Source organism: Candidatus Poriferisocius sp. (assembly GCF_965204145.1).
Taxonomy (GTDB): domain Bacteria; phylum Actinomycetota; class Acidimicrobiia; order Acidimicrobiales; family Bin134; genus Poriferisocius.
This window is the reverse complement of sequence record NZ_OZ241977.1, coordinates 2,051,609-2,072,184: the sequence shown is the minus strand read 5'-3', so window position 1 is coordinate 2,072,184 and position 20,576 is coordinate 2,051,609. Positions and strand designations below refer to the sequence as shown.

20 protein-coding genes are annotated in these 20,576 nt (G+C 64.0%); 13 read left to right on the top strand and 7 right to left on the bottom strand.

Features of this window, described 5'->3' with window-relative positions:
• The first annotated feature begins 4 nt into the window (after positions 1-4).
• The 3 genes from ACOGI7_RS09605 (at position 5) to ACOGI7_RS09595 (ending at position 4,039) form a co-directional block, all read left to right on the top strand.
• Positions 5-778, top strand: a complete 774-nt coding sequence (locus ACOGI7_RS09605; protein WP_419848537.1) for an enoyl-CoA hydratase/isomerase family protein — start codon at positions 5-7, stop codon at positions 776-778.
• 66 nt (positions 779-844) lie between these two features.
• Entirely contained in the window at positions 845-2,410 is a 1,566-nt protein-coding gene (locus tag ACOGI7_RS09600; RefSeq protein WP_419848536.1) for an acyl-CoA synthetase, read from the top strand.
• Between the two features lie 36 nt (positions 2,411-2,446).
• Positions 2,447-4,039 (top strand): MDR family MFS transporter, encoded by a 1,593-nt coding sequence (locus tag ACOGI7_RS09595; protein WP_419848535.1) that lies wholly within the window; start codon positions 2,447-2,449, stop codon positions 4,037-4,039.
• Positions 4,040-4,046: 7 nt separating this feature from the next.
• Here ACOGI7_RS09595 and ACOGI7_RS09590 read toward each other — a convergent pair whose 3' ends face one another.
• Entirely contained in the window at positions 4,047-5,006 is a 960-nt protein-coding gene (locus ACOGI7_RS09590; protein ID WP_419848534.1) for a cyclase family protein, read from the bottom strand.
• Positions 5,007-5,058: 52 nt separating this feature from the next.
• On the opposite strand from ACOGI7_RS09590, the gene ACOGI7_RS09585 reads away from it, so the two are divergent.
• Both ACOGI7_RS09585 and ACOGI7_RS09580 read left to right on the top strand, forming a co-directional pair.
• Positions 5,059-5,805 (top strand): glucose 1-dehydrogenase, encoded by a 747-nt coding sequence (locus ACOGI7_RS09585; RefSeq protein ID WP_419848533.1) that lies wholly within the window; start codon positions 5,059-5,061, stop codon positions 5,803-5,805.
• Positions 5,806-5,810: 5 nt separating this feature from the next.
• Positions 5,811-6,215, top strand: a complete 405-nt coding sequence (locus ACOGI7_RS09580; protein ID WP_419848532.1) for a VOC family protein — start codon at positions 5,811-5,813, stop codon at positions 6,213-6,215.
• Between the two features lie 16 nt (positions 6,216-6,231).
• Here ACOGI7_RS09580 and ACOGI7_RS09575 read toward each other — a convergent pair whose 3' ends face one another.
• The 5 genes from ACOGI7_RS09575 to ACOGI7_RS09555 form a co-directional block, all read right to left on the bottom strand.
• Positions 6,232-7,122 carry a NotI family restriction endonuclease gene (locus ACOGI7_RS09575; RefSeq protein ID WP_419848531.1) on the bottom strand — a complete coding sequence of 297 codons (891 nt, stop codon included), beginning with the start codon at positions 7,120-7,122 and terminating at the stop codon, positions 6,232-6,234.
• Between the two features lie 15 nt (positions 7,123-7,137).
• Positions 7,138-8,046 (bottom strand): DNA adenine methylase, encoded by a 909-nt coding sequence (locus ACOGI7_RS09570; protein ID WP_419851493.1) that lies wholly within the window; start codon positions 8,044-8,046, stop codon positions 7,138-7,140.
• A gap of 268 nt (positions 8,047-8,314) precedes the next feature.
• Complete coding sequence (locus ACOGI7_RS09565; RefSeq protein WP_419848530.1) at positions 8,315-9,136, bottom strand: class I SAM-dependent methyltransferase; 822 nt, start codon at positions 9,134-9,136, stop codon at positions 8,315-8,317.
• Positions 9,129-10,355 (bottom strand): cytochrome P450, encoded by a 1,227-nt coding sequence (locus ACOGI7_RS09560; RefSeq protein ID WP_419848529.1) that lies wholly within the window; start codon positions 10,353-10,355, stop codon positions 9,129-9,131. Before ACOGI7_RS09560 ends, ACOGI7_RS09565 begins: the two co-directional genes overlap by 8 nt.
• Before the next feature lie 42 nt (positions 10,356-10,397).
• Positions 10,398-11,075 (bottom strand): class I SAM-dependent DNA methyltransferase, encoded by a 678-nt coding sequence (locus tag ACOGI7_RS09555; protein WP_419848528.1) that lies wholly within the window; start codon positions 11,073-11,075, stop codon positions 10,398-10,400.
• A 61-nt stretch (positions 11,076-11,136) separates the two neighbouring features.
• On the opposite strand from ACOGI7_RS09555, the gene ACOGI7_RS09550 reads away from it, so the two are divergent.
• Complete coding sequence (locus ACOGI7_RS09550) at positions 11,137-12,618, top strand: class I adenylate-forming enzyme family protein (protein WP_419848527.1); 1,482 nt, start codon at positions 11,137-11,139, stop codon at positions 12,616-12,618.
• Here the strand turns inward: ACOGI7_RS09550 and ACOGI7_RS09545 are convergent.
• Positions 12,615-13,541 carry an NAD(P)-dependent oxidoreductase gene (locus tag ACOGI7_RS09545; RefSeq protein WP_419848526.1) on the bottom strand — a complete coding sequence of 309 codons (927 nt, stop codon included), beginning with the start codon at positions 13,539-13,541 and terminating at the stop codon, positions 12,615-12,617. The genes ACOGI7_RS09550 and ACOGI7_RS09545 overlap by 4 nt on opposite strands.
• Positions 13,542-13,613: 72 nt before the next feature.
• On the opposite strand from ACOGI7_RS09545, the gene ACOGI7_RS09540 reads away from it, so the two are divergent.
• The 7 genes from ACOGI7_RS09540 to ACOGI7_RS09510 are packed head-to-tail and all read left to right on the top strand — an operon-like array spanning position 13,614 to position 20,569.
• Entirely contained in the window at positions 13,614-14,843 is a 1,230-nt protein-coding gene (locus ACOGI7_RS09540; RefSeq protein WP_419848525.1) for a CaiB/BaiF CoA transferase family protein, read from the top strand.
• On the top strand, positions 14,843-16,084 hold the full coding sequence (locus ACOGI7_RS09535; RefSeq protein WP_419848524.1) for a CoA transferase: 1,242 nt from the start codon (positions 14,843-14,845) through the stop codon (positions 16,082-16,084). Before ACOGI7_RS09540 ends, ACOGI7_RS09535 begins: the two co-directional genes overlap by 1 nt.
• Positions 16,085-17,263, top strand: a complete 1,179-nt coding sequence (locus ACOGI7_RS09530) for an acetyl-CoA acetyltransferase (protein ID WP_419848523.1) — start codon at positions 16,085-16,087, stop codon at positions 17,261-17,263.
• Positions 17,260-17,676: a Zn-ribbon domain-containing OB-fold protein gene (locus tag ACOGI7_RS09525; protein WP_419848522.1), complete on the top strand. Its 417-nt coding sequence runs from the start codon at positions 17,260-17,262 to the stop codon at positions 17,674-17,676. The genes ACOGI7_RS09530 and ACOGI7_RS09525 overlap by 4 nt, the downstream gene beginning before the upstream one ends.
• A gap of 2 nt (positions 17,677-17,678) precedes the next feature.
• On the top strand, positions 17,679-19,001 hold the full coding sequence (locus ACOGI7_RS09520) for an MFS transporter (protein WP_419848521.1): 1,323 nt from the start codon (positions 17,679-17,681) through the stop codon (positions 18,999-19,001).
• Positions 19,002-19,058: 57 nt separating this feature from the next.
• Entirely contained in the window at positions 19,059-19,859 is an 801-nt protein-coding gene (locus ACOGI7_RS09515) for an SDR family NAD(P)-dependent oxidoreductase (protein ID WP_419848520.1), read from the top strand.
• Positions 19,860-19,879: 20 nt separating this feature from the next.
• Positions 19,880-20,569, top strand: coding sequence for a TlpA family protein disulfide reductase (locus tag ACOGI7_RS09510; protein ID WP_419848519.1), 690 nt, complete (start codon positions 19,880-19,882; stop codon positions 20,567-20,569).
• Positions 20,570-20,576: the final 7 nt, after the last annotated feature.

Genomic DNA, 20,576 nt, shown 5'->3' with positions numbered 1-20,576 from the left:
TCCGATGCTTGATATCGACGACCACGGCCGAGTGCGGCTGCTCACCCTCAACCGCCCCGATGCGCTGAACGCGTTCAGCGAAGCCCTCTACGACGCCACCGCCCAAGCACTGATCGATGCGGCCGCCGATCCCGATGTGGCCGTGGTGGTGCTCACCGGGACGGGGCGGGCGTTCTGTGCCGGCACCGACTTGGTGGAGATGGGCGCACGCAACCCCGGCGGGGACGGCGTCGAGCCCGGCGTCCATGGGTTCGCCGGGATGCTCGACCAGATGGACTCGTTCGCCAAGCCGTTCATCGTCGCGGTGAACGGGCTGGCCATCGGGGTGGGGGCCACCATGCTGGGGTTCGCCGATCTGGCCTTCATGTCGTCGGAGGCCCGGCTGCGGTGTCCGTTCTCCAGCCTGGGAGTGGCCCCCGAAGCAGCCAGCAGCTACACCTTCCCGCTGCTACTGGGTCGCCAGCAGGCCATGTGGACCCTGCTCAGCGCCGAGTGGATTAGCGCGGAGGAGGCCAAGGAGATGGGTCTGGTATGGAAGGTGTGCCCTCCCGACGAGCTGCTGGACACCACGCTGGCCCATGCCCAGAAACTGGCCGCGCTGCCGGTGTCGTCGCTGATGGAGTCGAAGACCCTGATCACCCACGGCTGGCACGACGGGGTGGCCGCCGCTCGGGAGCGGGAGAACGCCGCCTTCGGTCGCCTCATGGGGGCGCCGGCCAACGTGGAGGCCATCTCCGCCTTCATGGAGAAGCGCCCCCCGGACTTCACCGGCATGTAAGCACGGTTTCGGCCTCTCCTCAGACTGCGCCTACCATCCTCCAAGCGCGCGCCGACGGGAGGACAAATGGCTGAGACCGACGTGCTGGGATTCTGGAAGATCGCTGAGGCCGATCCCGAGCGCCTCGCGGTGGTAGACCCCGACTACAACGAGATCACCTACAGAGAGCTGGCCGAGCTGACCAACCGGATCGTGCACGGCCTGCGGGCTGCCGGGCTGGAGGTGGGCGATCAGGTGACCACCGTGCTGCCCAACGGCATCGAGCAGACGGCCGTCTCCTTGGCCGCCTACCAGGGGGGGTTCTACCTCACCACGGTGAACTGGCACTTGGCCGGCCCCGAGATCGCCTACATCGTCAACGACAGCGAGACCAAGGCGTTCATCGTCCACGAGGACTTTGCCGATCAGGCCACCAGGGTTCTAGAGGAGAGCGATGTGCCCGCTGCCAACCGGTTCTCGGTCGGGAGCATCGACGGCTTCCGCCCGTTGTCCGGGCTGGTCGACTCCCAGCCGGCCAGCAGGCCTGACGACCTCACCACCGGGTCGTTCATGTTCTACACCTCGGGCACCACCGGTCGGCCCAAGGGCGTGCGGCGGGCCCTGCCCGGCGTCCACCCCGACGAGTCTGCCGCCGGCTCCGGCGGGCTGTTCATGCTGCTGGGCATCATGCCCCACCAAGACAACGTCCACATCACGCAGGCCCCGCTGTACCACACCGCGGTGAACATCTGGACCACCACGTCGCTGCACATGGGCCATCCCGCGGTGCTCATGGGCCGCTGGACCGCCGAGGGGGCGCTGGAGCGCATCGACCGCTACAAGGTCACCCAGAGCCACATGGTCCCCACCATGTTCCATCGCCTGCTCCAGCTGCCCGACGAGGTGAAGGAGCGCTATGACGTGTCGTCGCTGCGGCGCATGATCCATGCCGCCGCGCCCTGTCCGGTGGAGACCAAGCAGAAGATGCTCGACTGGTGGGGCGATTGCATCTGGGAGTACTACGCGGCCACCGAGGGCGGCGGCACCTACATCCCCCCCGACGAGTGGCGCCAGTACCCCGGCACGGTGGGCCGCCCGTGGCCCGGATCGGAGGTCATCGTGGTGGACGACGACGGCAACAGCCTGCCTCCCGGCGCCAGCGGAACCATCTACATGAAGATGCCCCAAGGACAAACCTTTGAGTACTACAAGGACAAGGAGAAGACCGACAAGGCCCGCTTGGGGGAGGAGTTCTTCACCGTGGGCGACGTGGGCTATTTCAACGACGACGGCTACCTATTTCTCAACGACCGCTCAAACGACATGATCATCGTGGGCGGGATGAACATCTATCCGGCCGAGATCGAGGGCGCCCTGCTCCAGAGCCCTCTGGTGGGCGACGCCGCGGTGTTCGGGATCCCCAACGAGGACACCGGCGAGGAGATCAAGGCGGTGATCGAGCCCGCCGCCGGGGTGGCCGCTGATGACGACACCCGGGGGGCCATCATGGAGTTCCTCCGGGACCAGATTGCCAAGCAGAAGTGGCCCCGCTCCATCGACTTCACCGATGAGATGCCCCGCGATCCCAACGGCAAGCTGTACAAGCGCCGCCTGCGGGACCCCTACTGGGAGGGCAAGACCCGGTCTATCTGAGGGTGGGCAGGTTGTAGCCGAAGATTGGTAGCGCTGATGGCCCGCCTATTCAATCCCGAGTTGGTGGAGCCAGAGGAGCTCGCCCCCCGCCAAGTCCACATCATCATGATCGCCCTGATGACAGGCATGTTCCTGGCGGCATTGGACAACTCGGTGCTGATCACAGCGTTGCCGACTATTTCTGGCGAATTGGGCGGCCAGGATCAGCTGGCATGGATCCAGATCTCCTATCTGCTCACCGGAACAATCGCCACCCCGCTGATCGGCAAGCTCAGCGACATCTACGGCCGCAAGCTGGTGTTTCAGCTCACCATCGGGTTCTTCATCATCACCTCCGCATTGGCCGGACTGTCTCAGTCCATGTTGCAGTTGGTGCTGTTCCGGGCGTTGCAGGGCTTGGCCGGGGGAGGGCTGTTGGCGTTGCCCATGGCCATTGTGGGCGACATCGTCGCCCCCAACGAGCGGGGTCGATACCAGGGCTACATCGCGGCCACGTTCGGCACGGCCAGCGTGGCCGGACCGCTCATTGGCGGGTTTTTCGTTGACCACCTGAGCTGGCGCTGGGTGTTCTATGTGAACGTCCCTGTGGGTCTGATCTCGATGGTGGCCATCGCCATTCTGTTCAATGTGCGCCTGTATGTGGTATCTCGTCCGATCGACTGGTTGGGCGCGGGGTTGCTCATCGCCGGATTCACCCCGTTGTTGATTGCCCTGACCCTCGGAGGCGACCAACTGGCCTGGGCGGGGACAGGAATGGTTCTGATTCTGGTGGTGTCGGCCTTGCTGCTGACTGCGTTCTTCTGGTGGGAGACCCGGGCTGAAGACCCGATCCTCCCGCCCCGGTTGTATTCCAACGACATCGTGCGGTGGTCCATGGTGGTCATGCTGCTCATCGGGCTGGTCATGTTCGGGGCCACGCTGTTCATTCCCGTGTTCTTGCAGGTGGTATCGGGCGTGAGCGCCACCGGTTCAGGTCTGAACATGATCCCCATGTTCATCGGCATCATCTTCACATCGATCGTCTCGGGCAAAATGCTCACTTTGTACGGGCGCTACAAGGGATTCTTAGTGCTCGGCACCTCGCTCATGACATCGGGACTCGTGCTCCTCGCCTTGTTCTTGAACCGGGACACCAGCCAGCTTCAAACGGGGCTCATGGTGTTCGTCATAGGTCTGGGGCTGGGGATGACCATGCCAGTGCTGGTTCTGGTGGTGCAGAACGCCAGCCCGCATCGCGATATCGGCATGGTGAGTGCGGCCACCAACTTCGTACGATCTCTGGGCGGAACCATCGGCGCGGCCGTCATGGGCGCCATCTTCGCTGCCGGGTTGGAATCCTCTTTGGAGACCAAGGTCACGGCTACTCAGCTCGACGCCCTTCCCGATCCTGACAAGCTGCTGGGCAGCCCCCAGCAGATCCGAGCCATCCAGGATCCTGCCACGGTGGATGCGGTTTTGGATTCTTTCCTGGTAGGGGTGGAGCGCTGCTTCATCGTGGCCGCGCCGGTCATCGCCGTGGGGATCTTGGCCGCTCTATTGGTCCGACAGATCCCGCTTCGCCAGGAGATCCGCTCCGAAGAGGAGCGCGCCGAGGCCGCCGCCCTCCGGGAGTCGCCGCCGGTCGGCTGATCGCGGGCTACTTGATGGCCACTGGGTTGACCGGGGAACCCAGTCCGCCGACGAACGGTTGGGGCGAGGCCTCCAGGAAGAAGTCGTACTGGCCGTCGGCCGCGCAGTCGGCGGCCAGCTCCTCCAAGTCCCAGTTCTGGCCTTGGGTGAGGCCCATGTCCACCAGGTTGAGGCAGTGGATGGCGATAATCGCCCCTTCGAAGGCCGGGTCGTAGGGCAGCACCTCGAACACGATGTTGTCGGTGGCCACCGCGGCGATGTTGTGGTCGTAGAACCACTCGCAGGCGGTCACGCCGATGCCGGCGGAGCGCACGATCCCCATCTCGGGGATGGGCTCTCCGTAGTAGTTGTCCAGATCGCCGGCCTTGGCGTAGGCGAACAGGCCGGTGCGGACCAAGATGATGTCGCCGGTGCGGATTTCCACGCCCTGGGCCTCGGCCGCGTTGGTCAGGTCGTCGTAGCCGATGGCGTGGCCCGGCTCCAGCACGTCCACTCCGTGGAGCTTGGCGATGTCCAACAGCACGCCCCGCCCGGTGAGGCTCTTCACCTGCTCGATGCCGCACACCGACGCCCCCCACTCGGTGATGGTGGAGGCGTCGTGGCCGTTGTACAGCTTGCCTCCGTACATGGCATGGCACAGCCCGTCCCAATGGGTGGCGCATTGCAGGCCCATGGTGACCACGTCGTCGCTGGTGTGGAACATGTCGGGATCGCCCAGCATGCCGTGATTGAGCGACACCATCGTCTTCAGCGGGTTCACCCGGCCGGGGATGACGCCGGTTTGAAGGCCGTCTTTGTGCAGGGGATAGGCCAGCGAGATGCGCTTGCCGGTGCGGATGCACTGGGCGGCCTCCTTCACCACCTCGTCGGTGAGGAAGTTGAGCGTGCCGATCTGGTCGTCCTCGCCCCAGCGCCCCCAGTTATTGATGCGAGCGGCGATGTCCAAGACTGATTGCGGGTATGGCATGGCTGTGAACACTACTCCGAGCCGCGGTGATCTGATCGGCTAGAACTTCGCCATGGGATCTCTTGATGGACGGGTAGCGATTGTGACCGGGGCGGCCCGGGGACAAGGTGAGGCCGAGGCCCGGAAGTTTGTCGCCGAGGGCGCGTTCGTGGTGATGGGCGACGTGCTCGACGAGCAGGGGGAGGCGGTGGCTGCCGAGTTGGGCGACCAGGCCGTGTACCTCCACCACGACGTGTCCTCGCCCGAGGATTGGGCCCGGGTGGTGGCCGCCGCGGTGGAGCAGGGGCCGCTGCGGGCGCTGGTGAACAACGCGGCCATCCACTGGACCGCCCCCATTGCCGATGAGACCCCCGAGAGCCTGCGTCGCATCTGGGAGGTGAACTACTTGGGTACCTATCTGGGCATTCAGAGTGTGGCCGATTCCATGGCCGAGGCCGGCGGTGGGGGGATCGTCAACATTTCGTCTATCGCCGGCATGGAGGGAATCGCCCACCACTCGGCCTATGGGGGCACCAAGTGGGCGGTGCGGGGGCTGACCAAGGTGGCAGCAATCGAATTGGGACCCAGGGGAATCAGGGTGAATTCGATCCACCCCGGGCCAATCGAGACCGCCATGTTGTCGTCCGACCGCCACGGCCGCCCCGAGCTTTTCGGCCATGTGCCGCTGCGCCGAGCCGGGGTGGCCTCCGAGGTGGCCGATCTGGCCTGCTATCTGGTGTCAGACGCCTCGTCGTACCAGACTGGCCACGAGTACATCATCGACGGGGGCTCCACCGCGGGCATCCCGATGCGAGGGTAGGCATCATGAGCATTGAGAGATTCGACCATCTGGCCATCACCGTGGCCGATGTGGAGGCCACCGTGGCCTTCTACGGCGAAGTACTGGGTGCTGAGCCCATGTATTTGGAGGAGTTCAGGGCCGGGAAGATGCCCATCGTGATGATGCAGGTGGGAGCTAACCGCATCAACGTGCACCCCGCGGCTGCACCCGCCTCTCCCCATGCCCGCCTGCCCACCCCCGGCTCGGTAGACCTGTGCTTCCGCTGGGGCGGCACCATCGCCGAAGCTCAGGCCCATCTGGCCGCCTGCGGCGTCGAGGTCATCGAAGGCCCCGCCCCCCGCCCCGCCAGCAACGGCGAACGCGGTCAATCTGTCTACTTCCGCGACACCGACGGCAACCTCCTCGAACTGCTCACCATCAAGGGCTGACAGGAGCGTTGCACGCTTACAGTGGCCGCAGGCGCGATCTCAACGCCGTCTCGAAGTTTTCTCTACTAATGGTTTCGGCGGCTTGGAGGCGCGTGTTGGAGTCTTCCAGGGTGAAGACTTCCCAGTGGTCTCGGGCCAACTGCCAAGTGCCGGTGTGGGAACGATTAAGGCGGGTGACAAGCCAGATGATGTCGCCTTCGTTGACGTCGTGGCTGGGTGGGGTGCTAGGTCCACCGATGGCGTCGAAGAATGGTCGGTCTACCGCTACAGCCAGCTTGGCTCCCCATCGCCGGACTGTTGGAGCCTTGATTTGGAGTTGGGGCATCAGGCGTTTAGCGCTGGAGGAGCGCCAGTCAGGACGGCGGTTCGCCGAGGGGAACGGAGGAGGTTCTTCAAGGTCGTCTCGCAAAGTCTTGAACTCGCTTTCCATTCCTTGACCCGAGAAATAGACGGCCTGAATCTCCAGCCCGTGCCATCGAAGACGGTCGCCATCCTGATGGGCGACGATCATGTCTATTTTGCCCGCGGGTTTATTCGTCTCAGTGCTACGCATGAAGGGGACTTCTTTGGCCACCTCGGTTTCGTGGATAGGGAAATCAGCGGCCTGCGCCAACCACTCGTAGATGAGACCGTCGGCTTCAAAACGGCGTGGACACATGATGACGGGCTCGCCGACTGAATCTCCAAGACGGCCGTTAGGGCCTTCCTCGTATCGCTGCATCGAGCAGACGCCCCCTTTCTTCGAACAGGGCGGCTGGTCTGGTTGGAACGGGCAAGCTGGGGGTTTGGCTTCGGTCTCGCCTAGCGCGTGCTCAGCGTAAATCTTCCTTTGTGGCGCATCAAGGGATGTGAATTCGCGTCCGTACCACTCTGCTATGCCGTATCGCGCCTTGACTGTGTCGGGCATGTCGTTGACTGGTTGCTATGCGAAGACATTTCGTCGGGTAATGACGAGTTCGGATATCTGAGCGTGGTGGGTGTTTTTCATGACTACTTCAACGGCGTGGAAACCGTACTCTGCAATGAGTTCGGCGATCTCCGGGGAGCGGTCGTAGGTCATCAGAAAGTCCACTGGGGATTGAGCCAGGATCTTGAAGAGTCGTCTGTGGTCTATCTGGCTGTGGCTGTAGAGACGCCTGCCGGCTCGCTTGCCGCCAGCAGTGTATGGGGGATCAATGAAGGCGACTGTACCGGGAACCTCGGCAATGATCTCCAGGAGATCTAGCCCGTCGGCTTCACAGAAGTTGATCTGCGGCGCGTGGGCTTCAATGTTGCGCAATCGGTGGATGATGGTGTCGGGATACCAACGAGATGCGAGACCCTTGTTGTTTTCCCCGGTTTTTGTCAAGGCAGCCCCGGGGGCGAGGATGCCGCCGCGACGGGTTCGGTTGAGGACCAGGGTGCGGAACCCGTGCTCGAGCAGCCCTCGGGGGGCTTGGTCTGCCAGGGCCGAAACAGATTCGCGTGTCGGTTCGAACTCGGAGACGAGGTGACACAACTCGGCGTTGTGGCGCAGCGCCGTGTGCCAGAACGCAGCCACATCGTGGTCCAGTTCGGCCATGAAGCATTGTTCGACCAAGCTCTCGCACACGGCCGTGAGAGCAACTATGCCTCCGCCGCAGAATGGCTCAATGAGCGTCCTTGGTCTGGGCTGTATGGGCGAGAGCCAAGCCCGTATGTGGGGAATGAGCCAGGTTTTGCCGCCTGGGTACCGCAGTGGCGAGCGCTGAGGCACCGAGGCGACATTGACTGCCGGGATGGGGGAGATAGGGAAGCCAGGGCCGTAGTCAGGCACGGACGATTCGGTCTCGGTTGGCTCCCTTTGCACCATCATGGCGTTCGCGGTCTTGGCTGAATCGCCCTGCACCCTTGCACTGCTAACCAGCATGTCACGAGGGCGATCTTCATCGGTGGACCCTTCAGCAGCGTGATGTGTGCCGCCACGACCGTTCGGTGCCATCGCTGGAGTCTGCCTTTGATCAATCCTTGGCCTCTTCGGTCATTGCCCGAGAATAAGGATGGGAGTGACAGTTTCGGCCAGTCTTGCCTGTGTGGTGTTGAGCTGATCGAGAGTCCGCTGGTCGAATAGCGGCGGCCTGTCAGTCCAGGGGGCAGACTCCGATCACCTCGCCGTTCACCCAGGCCCAGAAGCCGTCGGGTTGAACAGACCATTGGCGGAAAGCGTCGGAGATTTCCAGTAGTTCGTCGCGGGTGGCGAATCCGTTGTTGACTGCGTGTTCGGCGAAATCGCTTTCGATTGCCCGCACCGCCCACATCTCGCCCCACACCGTCCGACCCTCGTGGTCGGTGTGGGCAGTGGTGGTGGCAGTGGCCTCGATATCGGTGAAACCGGCTTCAATTGCCCACGACAGCAGATACCGACCGGCGTCGGCCTCACCGCCGTTGGCGGTTGCAACCTGATGGTAGAGGTCCCGCCAGCGCTCGATGGCCGGGAACACGGGAGCGTGGATCATGGTGGCGTAGTCGGAGTCGCGCACGGCCACCAGCCCGCCGGGCCGCAGTACTCGCCGGGCCTCCCGCAAGGCCCGGACCGGATCGGAAAGGTGCTGGAGCACCTGATGGGCGTACACCACGTCGAAGCTGGCGTCGTCCCACGGCAGCTCGTAGACCGAGCCGACCTCAAAAGATGCGTTGGACAGGCCGCAGTCGTCGGCATGGGCACGGGCCGCGTCCACCACTTCAGCCGATATGTCCAACCCCACCACTCGCCCAGCGCGGCGGGCCAGCCCAGCAGTGATGGTGCCCGAGCCGCAACCGATGTCGAGCACTTCGGAATCGGGCCTCAGTCGAGGCAGCAAGAAGGCTGCGCATGTCTCGGCAGTGCGCCTGGAGTGCCATCCCACGATCACCTGGTGGTAGCCGTGGGTGTAAGTCTCACCCTCGGGCTGTTGTTCAGCCAAGGGGTTCGGGAGTCAAGAACGCGTCGAGGCGGTCGGGTCCGTTGGCCCAGAACACCGGGGTCTTCTTGCGAACGCATCCGGGGGCCAGCTCCGCAGATGCCACTCGGTCCAAGAACACTTCCAGCGCCACCCTTCCCTCCAGGCGGGCCAGGCTGGCGCCGGGGCAGATGTGGGGCCCGCCGCCGAACGCGATGTGGTCTTTGGGGCGGTCCCGGTCGAGCCGGAACTCGTCGGGGTGGTCGAAGTAGTCCTCGTCCCGATTGGCCGACGACACGCCGAACACGATCTTGTCGCCACTGCGCATCGGAGCGCCGAACACATCGGTGTCGACGGTGCAATCCCGAATGAGCATGTGGGCGGGGGAGTCGATCCGCAGCGATTCCTCCACCGCCCGCTCGGAGAGGCTCCGGTCGGCCTTGAGGGTGGCGAACAGCTCGGGGTCGCCGATGATGCGCCACAGCAGGTTGCCGATCAGGTGCCGAGTGGTCTCGTTGCCCGACATGATGAGGAATGCCAGCTGGGTGCGTATCTCCACATCGGTGAGGCGATGGCCCTCGATCTCGGTAGTGATGAGCCGGGTGACCAGGTCGTCGGGGGCCTCGTCGCTGGCCCGCCGCTCGGCGATCAGGGCGTCGATGTAGGCGCAGAACTCGGGATGGGCGCCGGCCAGGCCCTCGCCCCGATCGTTGCGATTGGTGCGGGGGTAGTCGCCCAGCACAACCTCGTCGGTCCAGGCGTGGAACTGCTCCCAGTCTTCCGCGGGCACCCCGATGAGGTGGGAGATCACGTTGATGGGCACCGGGGTGATGAACTCGGCCACCAGCTCGCCGTGGCCCCGCTCCAAGATCGGGTCGAGATATTGGTGGCACAGATCCCGAACGAACGGCTCGGCTCGCATCGACTTGTGATGGGCCACGGTGGCATTGATGATCCGCCGCACCTTGCCGTGACGGGGCTCGGGGATCTCGCTGATGAGCTTCTCCTCTTCGGGCACCACCACGCCGGGATCGCGGAAGCTGGACACGAAGGTTTCCACGTCCCTGGTGGCCTCTAACACATGGTCAAACTTGGTGAGGTACCAGCCGGTGGGAGTCCGGGCCACCGGGCACTCTGAACGCAGCTCGGCCAGCGTGTCGATGGGCACCGCCTCGGGATAGGCGAACGGGTCGAACGCGTTTTCCTCTTCGGTGCCGGGGAGCGGATCGGACGTCAAGCTCATAGATCTAATGGTGCCACGTCTCGCCAAATCTTGCGGCTTTGCTCACGAGGCCGAGAAGACGGCGATGCGGGACCACTGGTTGGGATCTGCCTCGTCAGAGTCGCTATAGATTGGCCGCAACTCGAAGTGCAACTCTGAGATGTGTCCGTCCGACTGGCGCTGTTCCAGCCAGTCGGCAAAGCCGAACTCCTCGAAATGGGCGGAGTTGATCCCGAGTGCGAAACGAGCACCGGGGCTGGCCGCCCGGAGCAGTTTCAAAACCGTCTCCGGACCGAAGATCCCATGGGTGAACGCTCCTGAGCTCACTATGCCGGCGTAGGCGCTATCGGCCAGTTCGGTCTGACCGGTGAGGTCGGCTTCTATTAGTTGCCTGTATACGGGACGGCCGTTGTACGTCTTGGCCGCGGCTTCGGCCAGCATTTCCGGCGAGATGTCGATGCCGTCGATGACGGACACGCCCAGCTTGGCCAACTCGCCCCCGACGACTCCGGTTCCACAGCCCACATCCAGCACAGGCTGGCTCGGGTCAGAGAAACCATCGCAGAAAACCTTGACCACCTCTTGGTGGTAGACGTATCCGCTGTCGACGACGAAGCCCGACTCGTATGTCTTGGCCCAGGATGCGTACAGCTCGCGATTGGCCTCCGGACCCTTGGCCGCATAGGCCTTTTCGAGCGCGAGTTCCGTGGCCCTAGATCGTGGCCGTGTTTGCTCCGTCATCACCCCTCACGGTAGTGACCGCCACGGTTGGAGCCCCCATCTCCCGGTAGTGTGCCCGGCGATGGAGTTGGTGATCGGCTCGGTGTTCGACAATGCGGCTGCGACCGTGCCGCATCGCCCGGCAGCGGCGCTGGACGGGCAAGTGCTCACCTACGGGGAGTTGGGCCGGCAGGCCAATCAGATGAGCCATGTGCTGGCCGGACTCGGGGTGAGTCGGGGCGACCGGGTGGTCACCTGGAGCGATAACAACCTGGCGTCGGTGTCTCTGTTTGTAGCTCTGGCCCGGGCGGGGGCGGTGTTCGCCCCGGCCAACGCCCGGCTGTCGCCCGAGGAGGCGGCCGAAATGGTGGGCCTGGCCCGACCTCGGCTGCTGGTGGTCGACCCTGGACATGCCGAGGCTGGGCAGGCAGTTGCTGACGAGGTCGGGGTGCCACTGGTGCGGTTAGGAGGCACCGGTCCGGGGCTCGATCTCGTGACTGAGGCCCAGTCGGCATCGGATGCCGCACCAGCGCCATCGGGAGTGGGGGAGCGCGATCTTCATGTGGTGTTCTTCACCAGCGGCAGCACCGGGAAGTCCAAGGGCGTGGTGCTGTCGCACCGGTGCAATTGGCTCCGCACCCGCACTCCGGCACTGCTGGAACCGAGAGGTGCCACGGTGTGCATGTTCCCGATGTTCCACATGGGGGCGTGGACCATCGCTCTTCAGGCCTGGCAGGCCCGGGGCTTGGTGGTGTTCACCGACCGGGCCGACGCCGATGTCCTCATCGATGCCGTGCACACTCATCGGGCCGCCTACATGAACTGCATCCCAGCGGTGTGGCGCCGGGTGCTGGAAGCCGGTCGTCATGCCGATTTGGCCTCGCTGCGATTCGCCACATCGGGCACCTCAGCCACCCCGCCCGAACTGTTGGCCGACCTGAAGGCGGCGTTCCCCAACGCACATCGGAGGGTGTTCTACGGATCCACTGAAGCCGGCTCGGTCACGATGCTGGATGACGCCGACATGGAGTCTCGGCCGGGAAGCTGCGGTCAGGCCCACACCGGTGCCGAAGTGCGCCTTGACCGCGGCGAGTTGCAGACCCGCTCGCCATTCATGTTCGACGGCTATTTCGACAATCCCGAGGCCACCGCCGAAGCGTTCACCGAAGACGGCTGGTTCCGCACCGGCGATCTAGCCGAGATGGACGGCGGCGGCTTCTACTCCATTGTCGGACGGGTCAAAGACGTGATTCGCACCGGTGGGGAGACGGTGTCGCCCGCCGAGGTCGAGGGCCATCTGGCTGATTTCCCCGGTGCTGCCGAAGTGGCGGTGGTGGGCATTCCCGACGACCGGTGGGGCGAGGTGGTGTGCGCCGTGTTCGTGCTCGCACCGGGAGTTGCCCTGCCCACTCCCGATGCAGTGCAGGCCCATTTGAGCGATCGCTTAGCCCGGTTCAAACACCCCCGCCGGATCGAAGCCATGGATGCCATCCCCCGCACCCCCGCCACCGGCCAAGTCCGCCGCCGCGACGTGGTGGCGGCAGTGTTGTCAACCGACGGCTAGTACTCCTCGCCGGGGTCGACTATTCCCGCTAGGGGTTGGCCGTTCAGGCGGCGCTGGAGGTTGTCGGCGAAGGGAGCCATCAAGAAGTCCCAGGATTCAGGCATGCACCAGGACACATGGGCGCTGAGCCTGACCTGGGGGTGGTCATATAGCCAGTGGCCCTCGGGGAGGGGTTCGGGCTCCACCGTGTCCAGCGAGGCCCGGGCGATATGCCCGCGGTCCAGTGCAGCCCGCAGGGCGTCCTGGTTGATGAGGTCGCCCCGGGCGATGTTGATGATGTGCGCGCCCGGCTTGGCTTTGGCCAGGGCATCGGCATCCAAGAGGTGATGGGTGGCGGCGGTGGCCGGAGCGGCCACCACGACGTGATCGGAGCGCTCCAACAGCTCGTCCAACGAGGTGGCGATCTCCACCCCAACCAGAGGCGAAGGCACCGCTGTGCGTCGCAAAGCCAACACCAACATGTCGAAGGCCAGTGCCCGGCGGGCCACCGCGGTGCCGATACCGCCCAGCCCGATAAGGCCCAGGGTCTTGCCATAGAGCGCCCCCAAATCGGCGGTGAACCACCGCTCGGGCGGTCGGTTCAGCCACACGTTGGGCAGGTCCTTCTCGAAGGCCAGCATCATGGCCAGGCACCACTCGGAGATACCGATGGCTGAAGCGCCCCGGGAGCAGGTCATCACCCGGTCGCCCAGCAGCTCGAGGGGGAACCCGTCAATCCCGGTGCTGGTCACGTGTACCCACTCCACGCCTCGGTCCAGCAGCTCGGCGAGGTTGGGGTAGCCCCGGGGGATGGTCAGCAACACGTCGCCGGACGCCCCCTCGGGGATGTCGCCCTGGCGGGGGACGCACACGAACTCCACGGTGTCGAAACGGGCGATGATCGGGTCGAGCCGCCCGTCTTCCATGTGGTGTAGCACTCGCACGGGGAGAAGCCTAGAGACTGTCGGCGATTTCCGGCTCGGATTCCCCTGGGTGCGACCGCGTAAGGTCGGGCCGTGAAATCTGAGGCTCTGTCCCACATTCGCATCTGCGACTTCACCGGACAGCTGGCTGGAGCAGGGGCCACCCGGTGGATGGCCGCCTTCGGGGCCGAGATCATCCGCATCGAAGATCCCGTGCGCCTCGGCAAATGGGATGTGCTCCGCGGAACGTCCCCGTTCGTGGACGACCGCCGGGGCCATGAGTTCGGCGGCTGCTTCAACAACCACAATGTGGAGAAGCTGGGGGTCACGCTCAACCTCCGCACCGAGCGAGGCAAAGAGCTGCTGGCCGAGATCATCGCGGCGAGCGACGCCGTTACCGAGAACTTCGCCGCCGGGGTGCTGGAGCGCCTGGGTTTCGGCTACGACCGTCTGAAGGAGATCAAGCCCGACATCTTGTACGTGTCCAACTGCGGGTTCGGCCACGTCGGCCCCTATCGCAAGTACAAGACATGGGGGCCGATCGTGCAGGCCTGCTGCGGGCTAACGTTCACCTCCGGCCTTCCCGACATGCCCTCGGCCGGATGGGGCTACTCCTACATGGACCACCACGGCGGGAACTTCATGGCCATGGCCATCATGGCCGGGCTCATCCACCGCAGCCGCACCGGCGAGGGCCAGTGGATCGACATGTCGTGTACCGACGCCGGGGCCACCATGCTCGGCCCGGTGGCATTGGACTACACCGTGAACGGACGGCCGCTGCGACGCGACGGCATGCCCTACTCCAACCGCAGCCAGTTCCCGGCCATGTCCCCCCACGGCATCTATGAGGCCGACGGGCACGATGCCTGGCTAGCCCTGGCCGCCCGTGACGACCGCGACTGGCAGGCCATCGCCGGGCTCATGGGCATCAACGACCAGCGGTTCGACGACCTGGCTGGACGGCTGGCCTTCGAGGACGAACTGGACGATGCCGTGCGGTCTTGGAGTTCAGGTCGGGATCGGTTCAAGGCGGCCGCCGAACTCCAAGCCGTGGGCGTGCCCGCTGCCGGAGTGGCCAAGCCGGAGGACCGAATCGACAATGACCCCAATACCGAGGCTTGGGGATTGTGGCCCACCGTCACCCACGGTGAGATGGGCCGGGTTCGGGTGGACGGCATTCCTGCCCATTTCTCCGAGACCGACTGGGTGCTGGAGCGGGGCGGTCCTCTATTGGGCCAGCACAACCGCCAGATACTTGGAGGCCTGCTCGGTCATTCGGACGCCGAGTTGGCCGACCTGGCTGCGGAGGGGGTGATCTGATGACGGGGAACGACCTGCCTGGCGCACTGTCGGGAATCCGAGTAGTGGAGCTGGCCGGAGAGGCCTCGGCCTATGCCGGGCTGCTTCTGGCCGGAATGGGAGCCGAGGTTGTCGTGGTGGAGCCTCCCGACGGTCACCACACCCGGGGATTTGAACCGTTTCTCAACGATGAGCCCGATCCCGAGCGCAGCCTGTGGTGGTGGCACTACAACGCCTCCAAGCTGGGAGTGGCTCTGGATCTTGGGGATGATGACGATCGAGACCGGTTCCGCTCGCTGGTTGCCACCGCCGATGTGGTGCTGGAGTCGGAGCGTCCGGGCAGATTGGCCGACCTGGGTATCGACCACGACTCCTTGCGGGCCGACCACCCCGAGTTGATCTGGGTATCGCTCACCCCGTTCGGCCGCAATGGACCGCGGTCTCAAGAGGAGAGCATCGACCTCACCGTGCTGGCCGGGGGCGGGCCGGTGTGGAGCTGCGGTTACGACGATCACGCCATTCCGCCCCAGCGGGGCGGGGGCAACCAGGGGTACCAGACCGGCTCGGTGTTCGCGGTGCTCTCTGCCCAGACCGCGCTGTTGGCCCGAGACCGCACTGGGCAAGGACAGTTCGTGGACGTCAGCATGCACGCGGCCGCCAACGTGACTACCGAGTTCGGCTCGGTTCAGTGGTTGGTGGCTGGCGATGAGGTGCAGCGCCAGACTGGGCGGCACGCCGCCATCGAGCCCACCACGTTCACCAGGGCACTGTCGGCGGACGGAATCGACGTGAACACCGGTTTTCCGCCTCGCTCGGCCCGGGACTTTGCCGTGGTAGTGGAGTGGATGGAGAGCCTGGGTTTGAAGGACGACTTTGAAGAGTTCTTCTTTTTGGAGATGGGAGCTCAACTCGAAGAGGATCTGCATCTTTCGCAGGTGGGCCAGGATCCTGAGGTGACCGCCATGTTCGGCGCCGCCCGAGAGGCAGTCCGGTTCATCTCCGAGAACATCACCGCCTACGAGTTCTTCATTGGCGCCCAAGAGCGGGGTTTGGCGGTGGGCATCATCTACTCGCCCGAAGAAGTGCTGGCCGACCCCCACTTCCAAGAGCGAGGCTTCCCCGTCGAAGTGGAGCACGAAGACTTGGGCCGAAGCTTCACCTATCTGGGGGCGCCGTACATCGCCCCCAAGTCCCCCTACCGCATCCGCCACCGTGCCCCCCACATCGGCGAGCACAACTCCATCATTGAGGCTCTGGCCTAGATGCCCTCTCGTCACCCCGTCATCTGCGGCATTGGCCTGAGCGACTATCCGGTGGTGCCGCATCTGAACTCGGTGCAGCACCATGCACTGGCCGCCCGCCGGGCCATCGCCGACTGCGGCATCGCCAAGTCGGCTATCGACGGTTACGTAAGCACCAGCGGCGGCGGGCCAGCAGCGGGCGACGACGCCGTGTCCATGGCCGAGTACCTGGGGGTGAACCACCGCTTCATCGACGGGACCATGGTGGGGGGCTCCTCGTTCGAGTTCCACGTGCAGCACGCTGCCGCCGCCATCCGCGAGGGGCTGTGCGACACCGTGCTGATCACCTACGGCTCCGACCAGCTCACCCGCATGGGCCGGGTGCTGGGCACCGGCGGGTTTCAGCGCGACGCCCAGCCGGTGACCGGGGCCATGCAGATGGCCACACCCTACGGATTGCCCCTGGTGGGGGCCTATGCCCTGGCCGCCCGCCGCCACATGCACGAGTTCAGCACCACCTCGGAGCAATTGGCCGAGATCGCCGTGGGGGTTCGGGAGTTCGCTGGCCTCAACCCTGATGCCCGTTACCGCGACCCCATCACCGTGGAAGACGTGTTGAACAGCCGCATGATCGCCGATCCGCTGCACAAGCTGGACTGCTGCGTGATCACCGACGGGGGCGGGGCGCTGGTGATGACCACCGAGGAGATCGCCCGCGACCTGCGCCAGCCTCCGATCTATGTGTTGGGGGCGGCGGGCACCCAGACCCATTGGAACATCCACCAGATGCCCGACTTCACCGAGATGGGGGCGGCGGTGTGCGGACCAGAGGCGATGGGTCAAGCGGGGGTGACGCCGGCCGACATCGACACCGCCCAGCTCTACGACAGCTTCACCATCACTGTGATGCTGATGCTGGAGGGACTGGGGTTCTGCGGCCGGGGCGAGGGCGGCGCCTACGTGGAAGAGGGCCACCTGCGCCGGGGCGGGTCGATGCCCATCAACACCGACGGCGGCGGTCTGTCTTCCAACCATCCCGGCATGCGGGGCATTTTCCTGCTGATCGAAGCGGTTCGCCAGCTCCGAGGCGACGCCGGCGAGGCTCAGGTGCCCGACGCCGAGTTGGCCCTGGCCTGCGGCTCGGGCGGCTGGCTGTCGGCCATCGCCACCGTCATCTTGGGCAAGGACCGGCCGTCATGAGGGTTGTCCGTGATCTTGAATGGCAGGGACCAGTCCCCGCCGGCGAGGGCGAGTACGGAGAGTTCTTCGCAGCCGCCGCCGAGGGCCGCTTGCTCATCCAGCAGTGCCCGGAATGCGGCCATCGCCAGCATTATCCCCGAGCAATATGCACCGCCTGCGGCGCCGAGCCCGAGTGGATGGAGGCCGCGGGCACTGGCACCGTCTACACCTACACCGTGGTCCGCCAATACGGCGTCCCCGCCTTCGCGGAACTGCCCTATGTGCTGGCCATGATCGACCTCCCCGAGGGAGTGAGAATGTTCGGCGGCCTCACCGGCATCGACCCCGAAACCGTCGAGATCGGAATGCCCGTTACCGCCTACGCCCGCACCTACGACGAAACCCACGCCATGATCTTCTGGGAACCCGCTTGACCATGGACTCGACTGAGGCTCCCGCGGGCTCAATCCCTTCTTCGCTGCCCTCCCTATCTCCGCCGTCATCGCCGGTTCAGGTGATTTTGCTGCTCTCAGGCTCGGTGTTTCTCTCGGTATTCCACTCGAGGTTCCTCGTGGTCGCCCTCGAAAAGGACATCAGTCTCGAGGAGGCACGATGGGGGTTGCTTACCTTCTGGATCGCATCCGGAGTGCTTCTCGTGCCAATGGGATGGTTGGCTGATCATGTCGGAAGGAAACGCGTTTTTCTCATTGGTATGGCTGTCTTCCCAGTGGGCTTGATCGTCGAAGCCTTATCTTCTAATTGGAAGATACTGATCGTTGCGGGACTTATCAGCGCTGTAGGAAACTCAGCAGCAATTCCAGTAGGAATGGCGATGCTACTTGCAGCCGTACCTGCTCGGCGGCGGTCAACCGCTGTCGGGGGCTATTACACCATGTTTGGAGTGGTGACAATCGTTAGCGCTTCCGTCATTGCTTGGGCAGATAAAATCAATTGGAATTTGATGATTCCTGTATATGTGTTGATTGGTGCTATCACAATTTGGTTGGGGAGAAATCGACTGGTCGAGGCGACTGATGGTGACGACCATGAGACTTCATTAAGGGTAGGGAACTTGCCAATATCTTCCAAACAAATAATACCTCAAATGACTCCTAGTCTGCGGAAATTGTGGACCAAAAACATGGTCCTCGCAAACTGTTGTGAATTTGCTTGGGTATCTGCTATGGGATTCATCTCTTTTGCAGTAAGTCTCTATTTGATTCACGCGTTTTCGAGAGGTCTCAGCATAGAACGAGCCGTGTTTCTCCTGGCTAGCATACCTATCGGCGTGATAGCCCTACCCCTCTTGGTAGGTAGATTCGCAGACAAGAAAGGCCACAGGGGACTAATTCTAGTAGCGGTAACTTTTCTTGTAGTTTTCTCTTTGCTGTCAGCATTACTGACCGATGGACGGTACATTCCATCTATCTTGTGGTTTGGATATATGATTGCATTCATTATCAATATTGGAGTTGCTTCTACGGTCATCGAAGGCGCAGCAGTACGATCTCTGCCGATGGAGAGATTGGGTGTTGGTGTGGCTATCCATAGCTTCTTTAGCTATTTGGGTTCAATAGTCTCAATCTATACCTCTATTTTTGTATTGTGGGTAGTAAGCGATTATCAAGAAGAGCAGCGATGGTTATTCGGGTTGGGGGCTCTGTGTGCCGTCGGAGCGATTGCTCTTGCCTCTGGAATAGACACTCGAACAGGAGTACGTCAGCCCGCAGACAAGATGGACTCTGCAACGACCGATTGACTGCTTGTAGGCCTGCTCGGTAGGGCTTGGGGGCGCTGCAAGGGCCATGATGGGGCCATGCACGACGACATCCTTGCTGCGTTTGATATTTCCGACCGGGTGGCGGTGGTCACGGGGGCGGCCTCGGGGATCGGCCGGGGGACGGCGGTGACGCTGGCCAAGGCTGGGGCTTCGGTGGTGCTGGGCGATGTGGACGCCGACGGGATGGGCGAGACCGGAGGGGCGCTCGACGAGTTGGGAGCCAGTTGGTCGGCGGTGCCTACCGATGTGAGTGACAAGGCGGCGGTGGATGCTTTGGTGGCTGATGCGGTGAATCGGCATGGGCGGCTGGACATCATGGTGAACAACGCCGGGATCATCACCGACAGCCTGATCGTGGACACCACCCCCGAGCAGCTCGACCGGGTGATGAACGTGAACATCAAGGGTGTCTACTGGGGCACCGCAGCCGCGGGCAGGGCCATGGCCGACCAGAAATCAGGATCCATCGTCAACCTGTCATCGGCCGGGGCCGATATGCCCGCCCCGATGATCTCGGTGTACGCCCTCACCAAGGCGGCGGTGAAGATGATCACCCGAACCGCGGCGGTGGAGATGGCCCCCATCCGGGTGAACGCGGTGGCCCCCGGCTCCATTGAGACCCCGATCTACGACCGCCACTTCCTCGACGACGACGGCAAGGTGGACCCTGAGCGCCAGCGGAACCACTTCGACACCATCGCCCAGATGAACCCCCTGGGGTTCGTGGGCGACCCCAACGACATTGCCTACGCCGTCTTGTACTTGTGCTCCGAGGCCGGGCGCTTCGTTACCGGGCAGACCATGCGGCCCAACGGCGGCGTGGTGATGCCGCTGTAGCCAGCCCGTAGCCTGTGGTCATGAACTCGAAGCACTGTGCCCGCCGGGTCGTGGCGCTCGCGGCGGTTGCCCTCTTGCTGGTGGCTGCCTGCGGAAGCAACGACGACGATGCACCTCCCGTGCCGACAACGGATGCCACGCCAGCAGCCACCGAGCAGCCGACGCCAGCACCGACACCCACGGCCACCGAGGCGCCGACCCCGGTCCCGGAGACCGCGGCGGTCTCTTTTGACGGCGTTCCCACGGGGACGCTGCCCGAATTCACCGAGGGGCAGTTGGTTCCCGGATTTTCCGGCACCGCGATGGACGGCTCTTCGTTCGAGTGGAGGCCTGGTCCGGAGCCCACGGTCATCGTGTTTCTGGCCCACTGGTGCCCGGCTTGTCAGAACGAGATTGCCGAGCTGACCCACTGGCTGGATGAGGGCAACCGCTTGCCTGAGGGGGTGGAGTTCTTCGGCATCTCCACCCTGGTCAACCCGGAGCGGGATAACTATCCCCCCAGCCAATGGCTGAAAGATGAGGGTTGGCCGTTCCCGGTGCTCCTCGACGACGCCGACAGCACGTTGTCAGATGCTTTCAGCCTTTCAGGAACCCCGTTTTGGGTGATCATCAACGAAAACGGCATGCTGGCCAGCCGGGGCAGCGGCCAGATCCTTCCCGACGATCTGGCAGGCCTCTTCGACCAGTTGCTCGAACCGCTGGAGGGGTAGGGTTTTC

Bases quoted from the DNA above. Each gene is read 5' to 3' on its own strand.
- ACOGI7_RS09600 (WP_419848536.1), top strand. From the start codon at position 845: ATGGCTGAGACCGACGTGCTGGGATTCTGGAAGATCGCTGAGGCCGAT.
- ACOGI7_RS09515 (WP_419848520.1), top strand. From the start codon at position 19,059: ATGCACGACGACATCCTTGCTGCGTTTGATATTTCCGACCGGGTGGCG.
- ACOGI7_RS09555 (WP_419848528.1), bottom strand. From the start codon at position 11,075: ATGACGGAGCAAACACGGCCACGATCTAGGGCCACGGAACTCGCGCTC.
- ACOGI7_RS09535 (WP_419848524.1), top strand. From the start codon at position 14,843: ATGACGGGGAACGACCTGCCTGGCGCACTGTCGGGAATCCGAGTAGTG.
- ACOGI7_RS09525 (WP_419848522.1), top strand. From the start codon at position 17,260: ATGAGGGTTGTCCGTGATCTTGAATGGCAGGGACCAGTCCCCGCCGGC.
- ACOGI7_RS09570 (WP_419851493.1), bottom strand. From the start codon at position 8,046: ATGGTGCAAAGGGAGCCAACCGAGACCGAATCGTCCGTGCCTGACTAC.
- ACOGI7_RS09510 (WP_419848519.1), top strand. From the start codon at position 19,880: ATGAACTCGAAGCACTGTGCCCGCCGGGTCGTGGCGCTCGCGGCGGTT.
- ACOGI7_RS09580 (WP_419848532.1), top strand. From the start codon at position 5,811: ATGAGCATTGAGAGATTCGACCATCTGGCCATCACCGTGGCCGATGTG.
- ACOGI7_RS09605 (WP_419848537.1), top strand. From the start codon at position 5: ATGCTTGATATCGACGACCACGGCCGAGTGCGGCTGCTCACCCTCAAC.
- ACOGI7_RS09575 (WP_419848531.1), bottom strand. From the start codon at position 7,122: ATGCCCGACACAGTCAAGGCGCGATACGGCATAGCAGAGTGGTACGGA.
- ACOGI7_RS09590 (WP_419848534.1), bottom strand. From the start codon at position 5,006: ATGCCATACCCGCAATCAGTCTTGGACATCGCCGCTCGCATCAATAAC.
- ACOGI7_RS09560 (WP_419848529.1), bottom strand. From the start codon at position 10,355: ATGAGCTTGACGTCCGATCCGCTCCCCGGCACCGAAGAGGAAAACGCG.
- ACOGI7_RS09530 (WP_419848523.1), top strand. From the start codon at position 16,085: ATGCCCTCTCGTCACCCCGTCATCTGCGGCATTGGCCTGAGCGACTAT.
- ACOGI7_RS09595 (WP_419848535.1), top strand. From the start codon at position 2,447: ATGGCCCGCCTATTCAATCCCGAGTTGGTGGAGCCAGAGGAGCTCGCC.
- ACOGI7_RS09550 (WP_419848527.1), top strand. From the start codon at position 11,137: ATGGAGTTGGTGATCGGCTCGGTGTTCGACAATGCGGCTGCGACCGTG.
- ACOGI7_RS09520 (WP_419848521.1), top strand. From the start codon at position 17,679: ATGGACTCGACTGAGGCTCCCGCGGGCTCAATCCCTTCTTCGCTGCCC.
- ACOGI7_RS09585 (WP_419848533.1), top strand. From the start codon at position 5,059: ATGGGATCTCTTGATGGACGGGTAGCGATTGTGACCGGGGCGGCCCGG.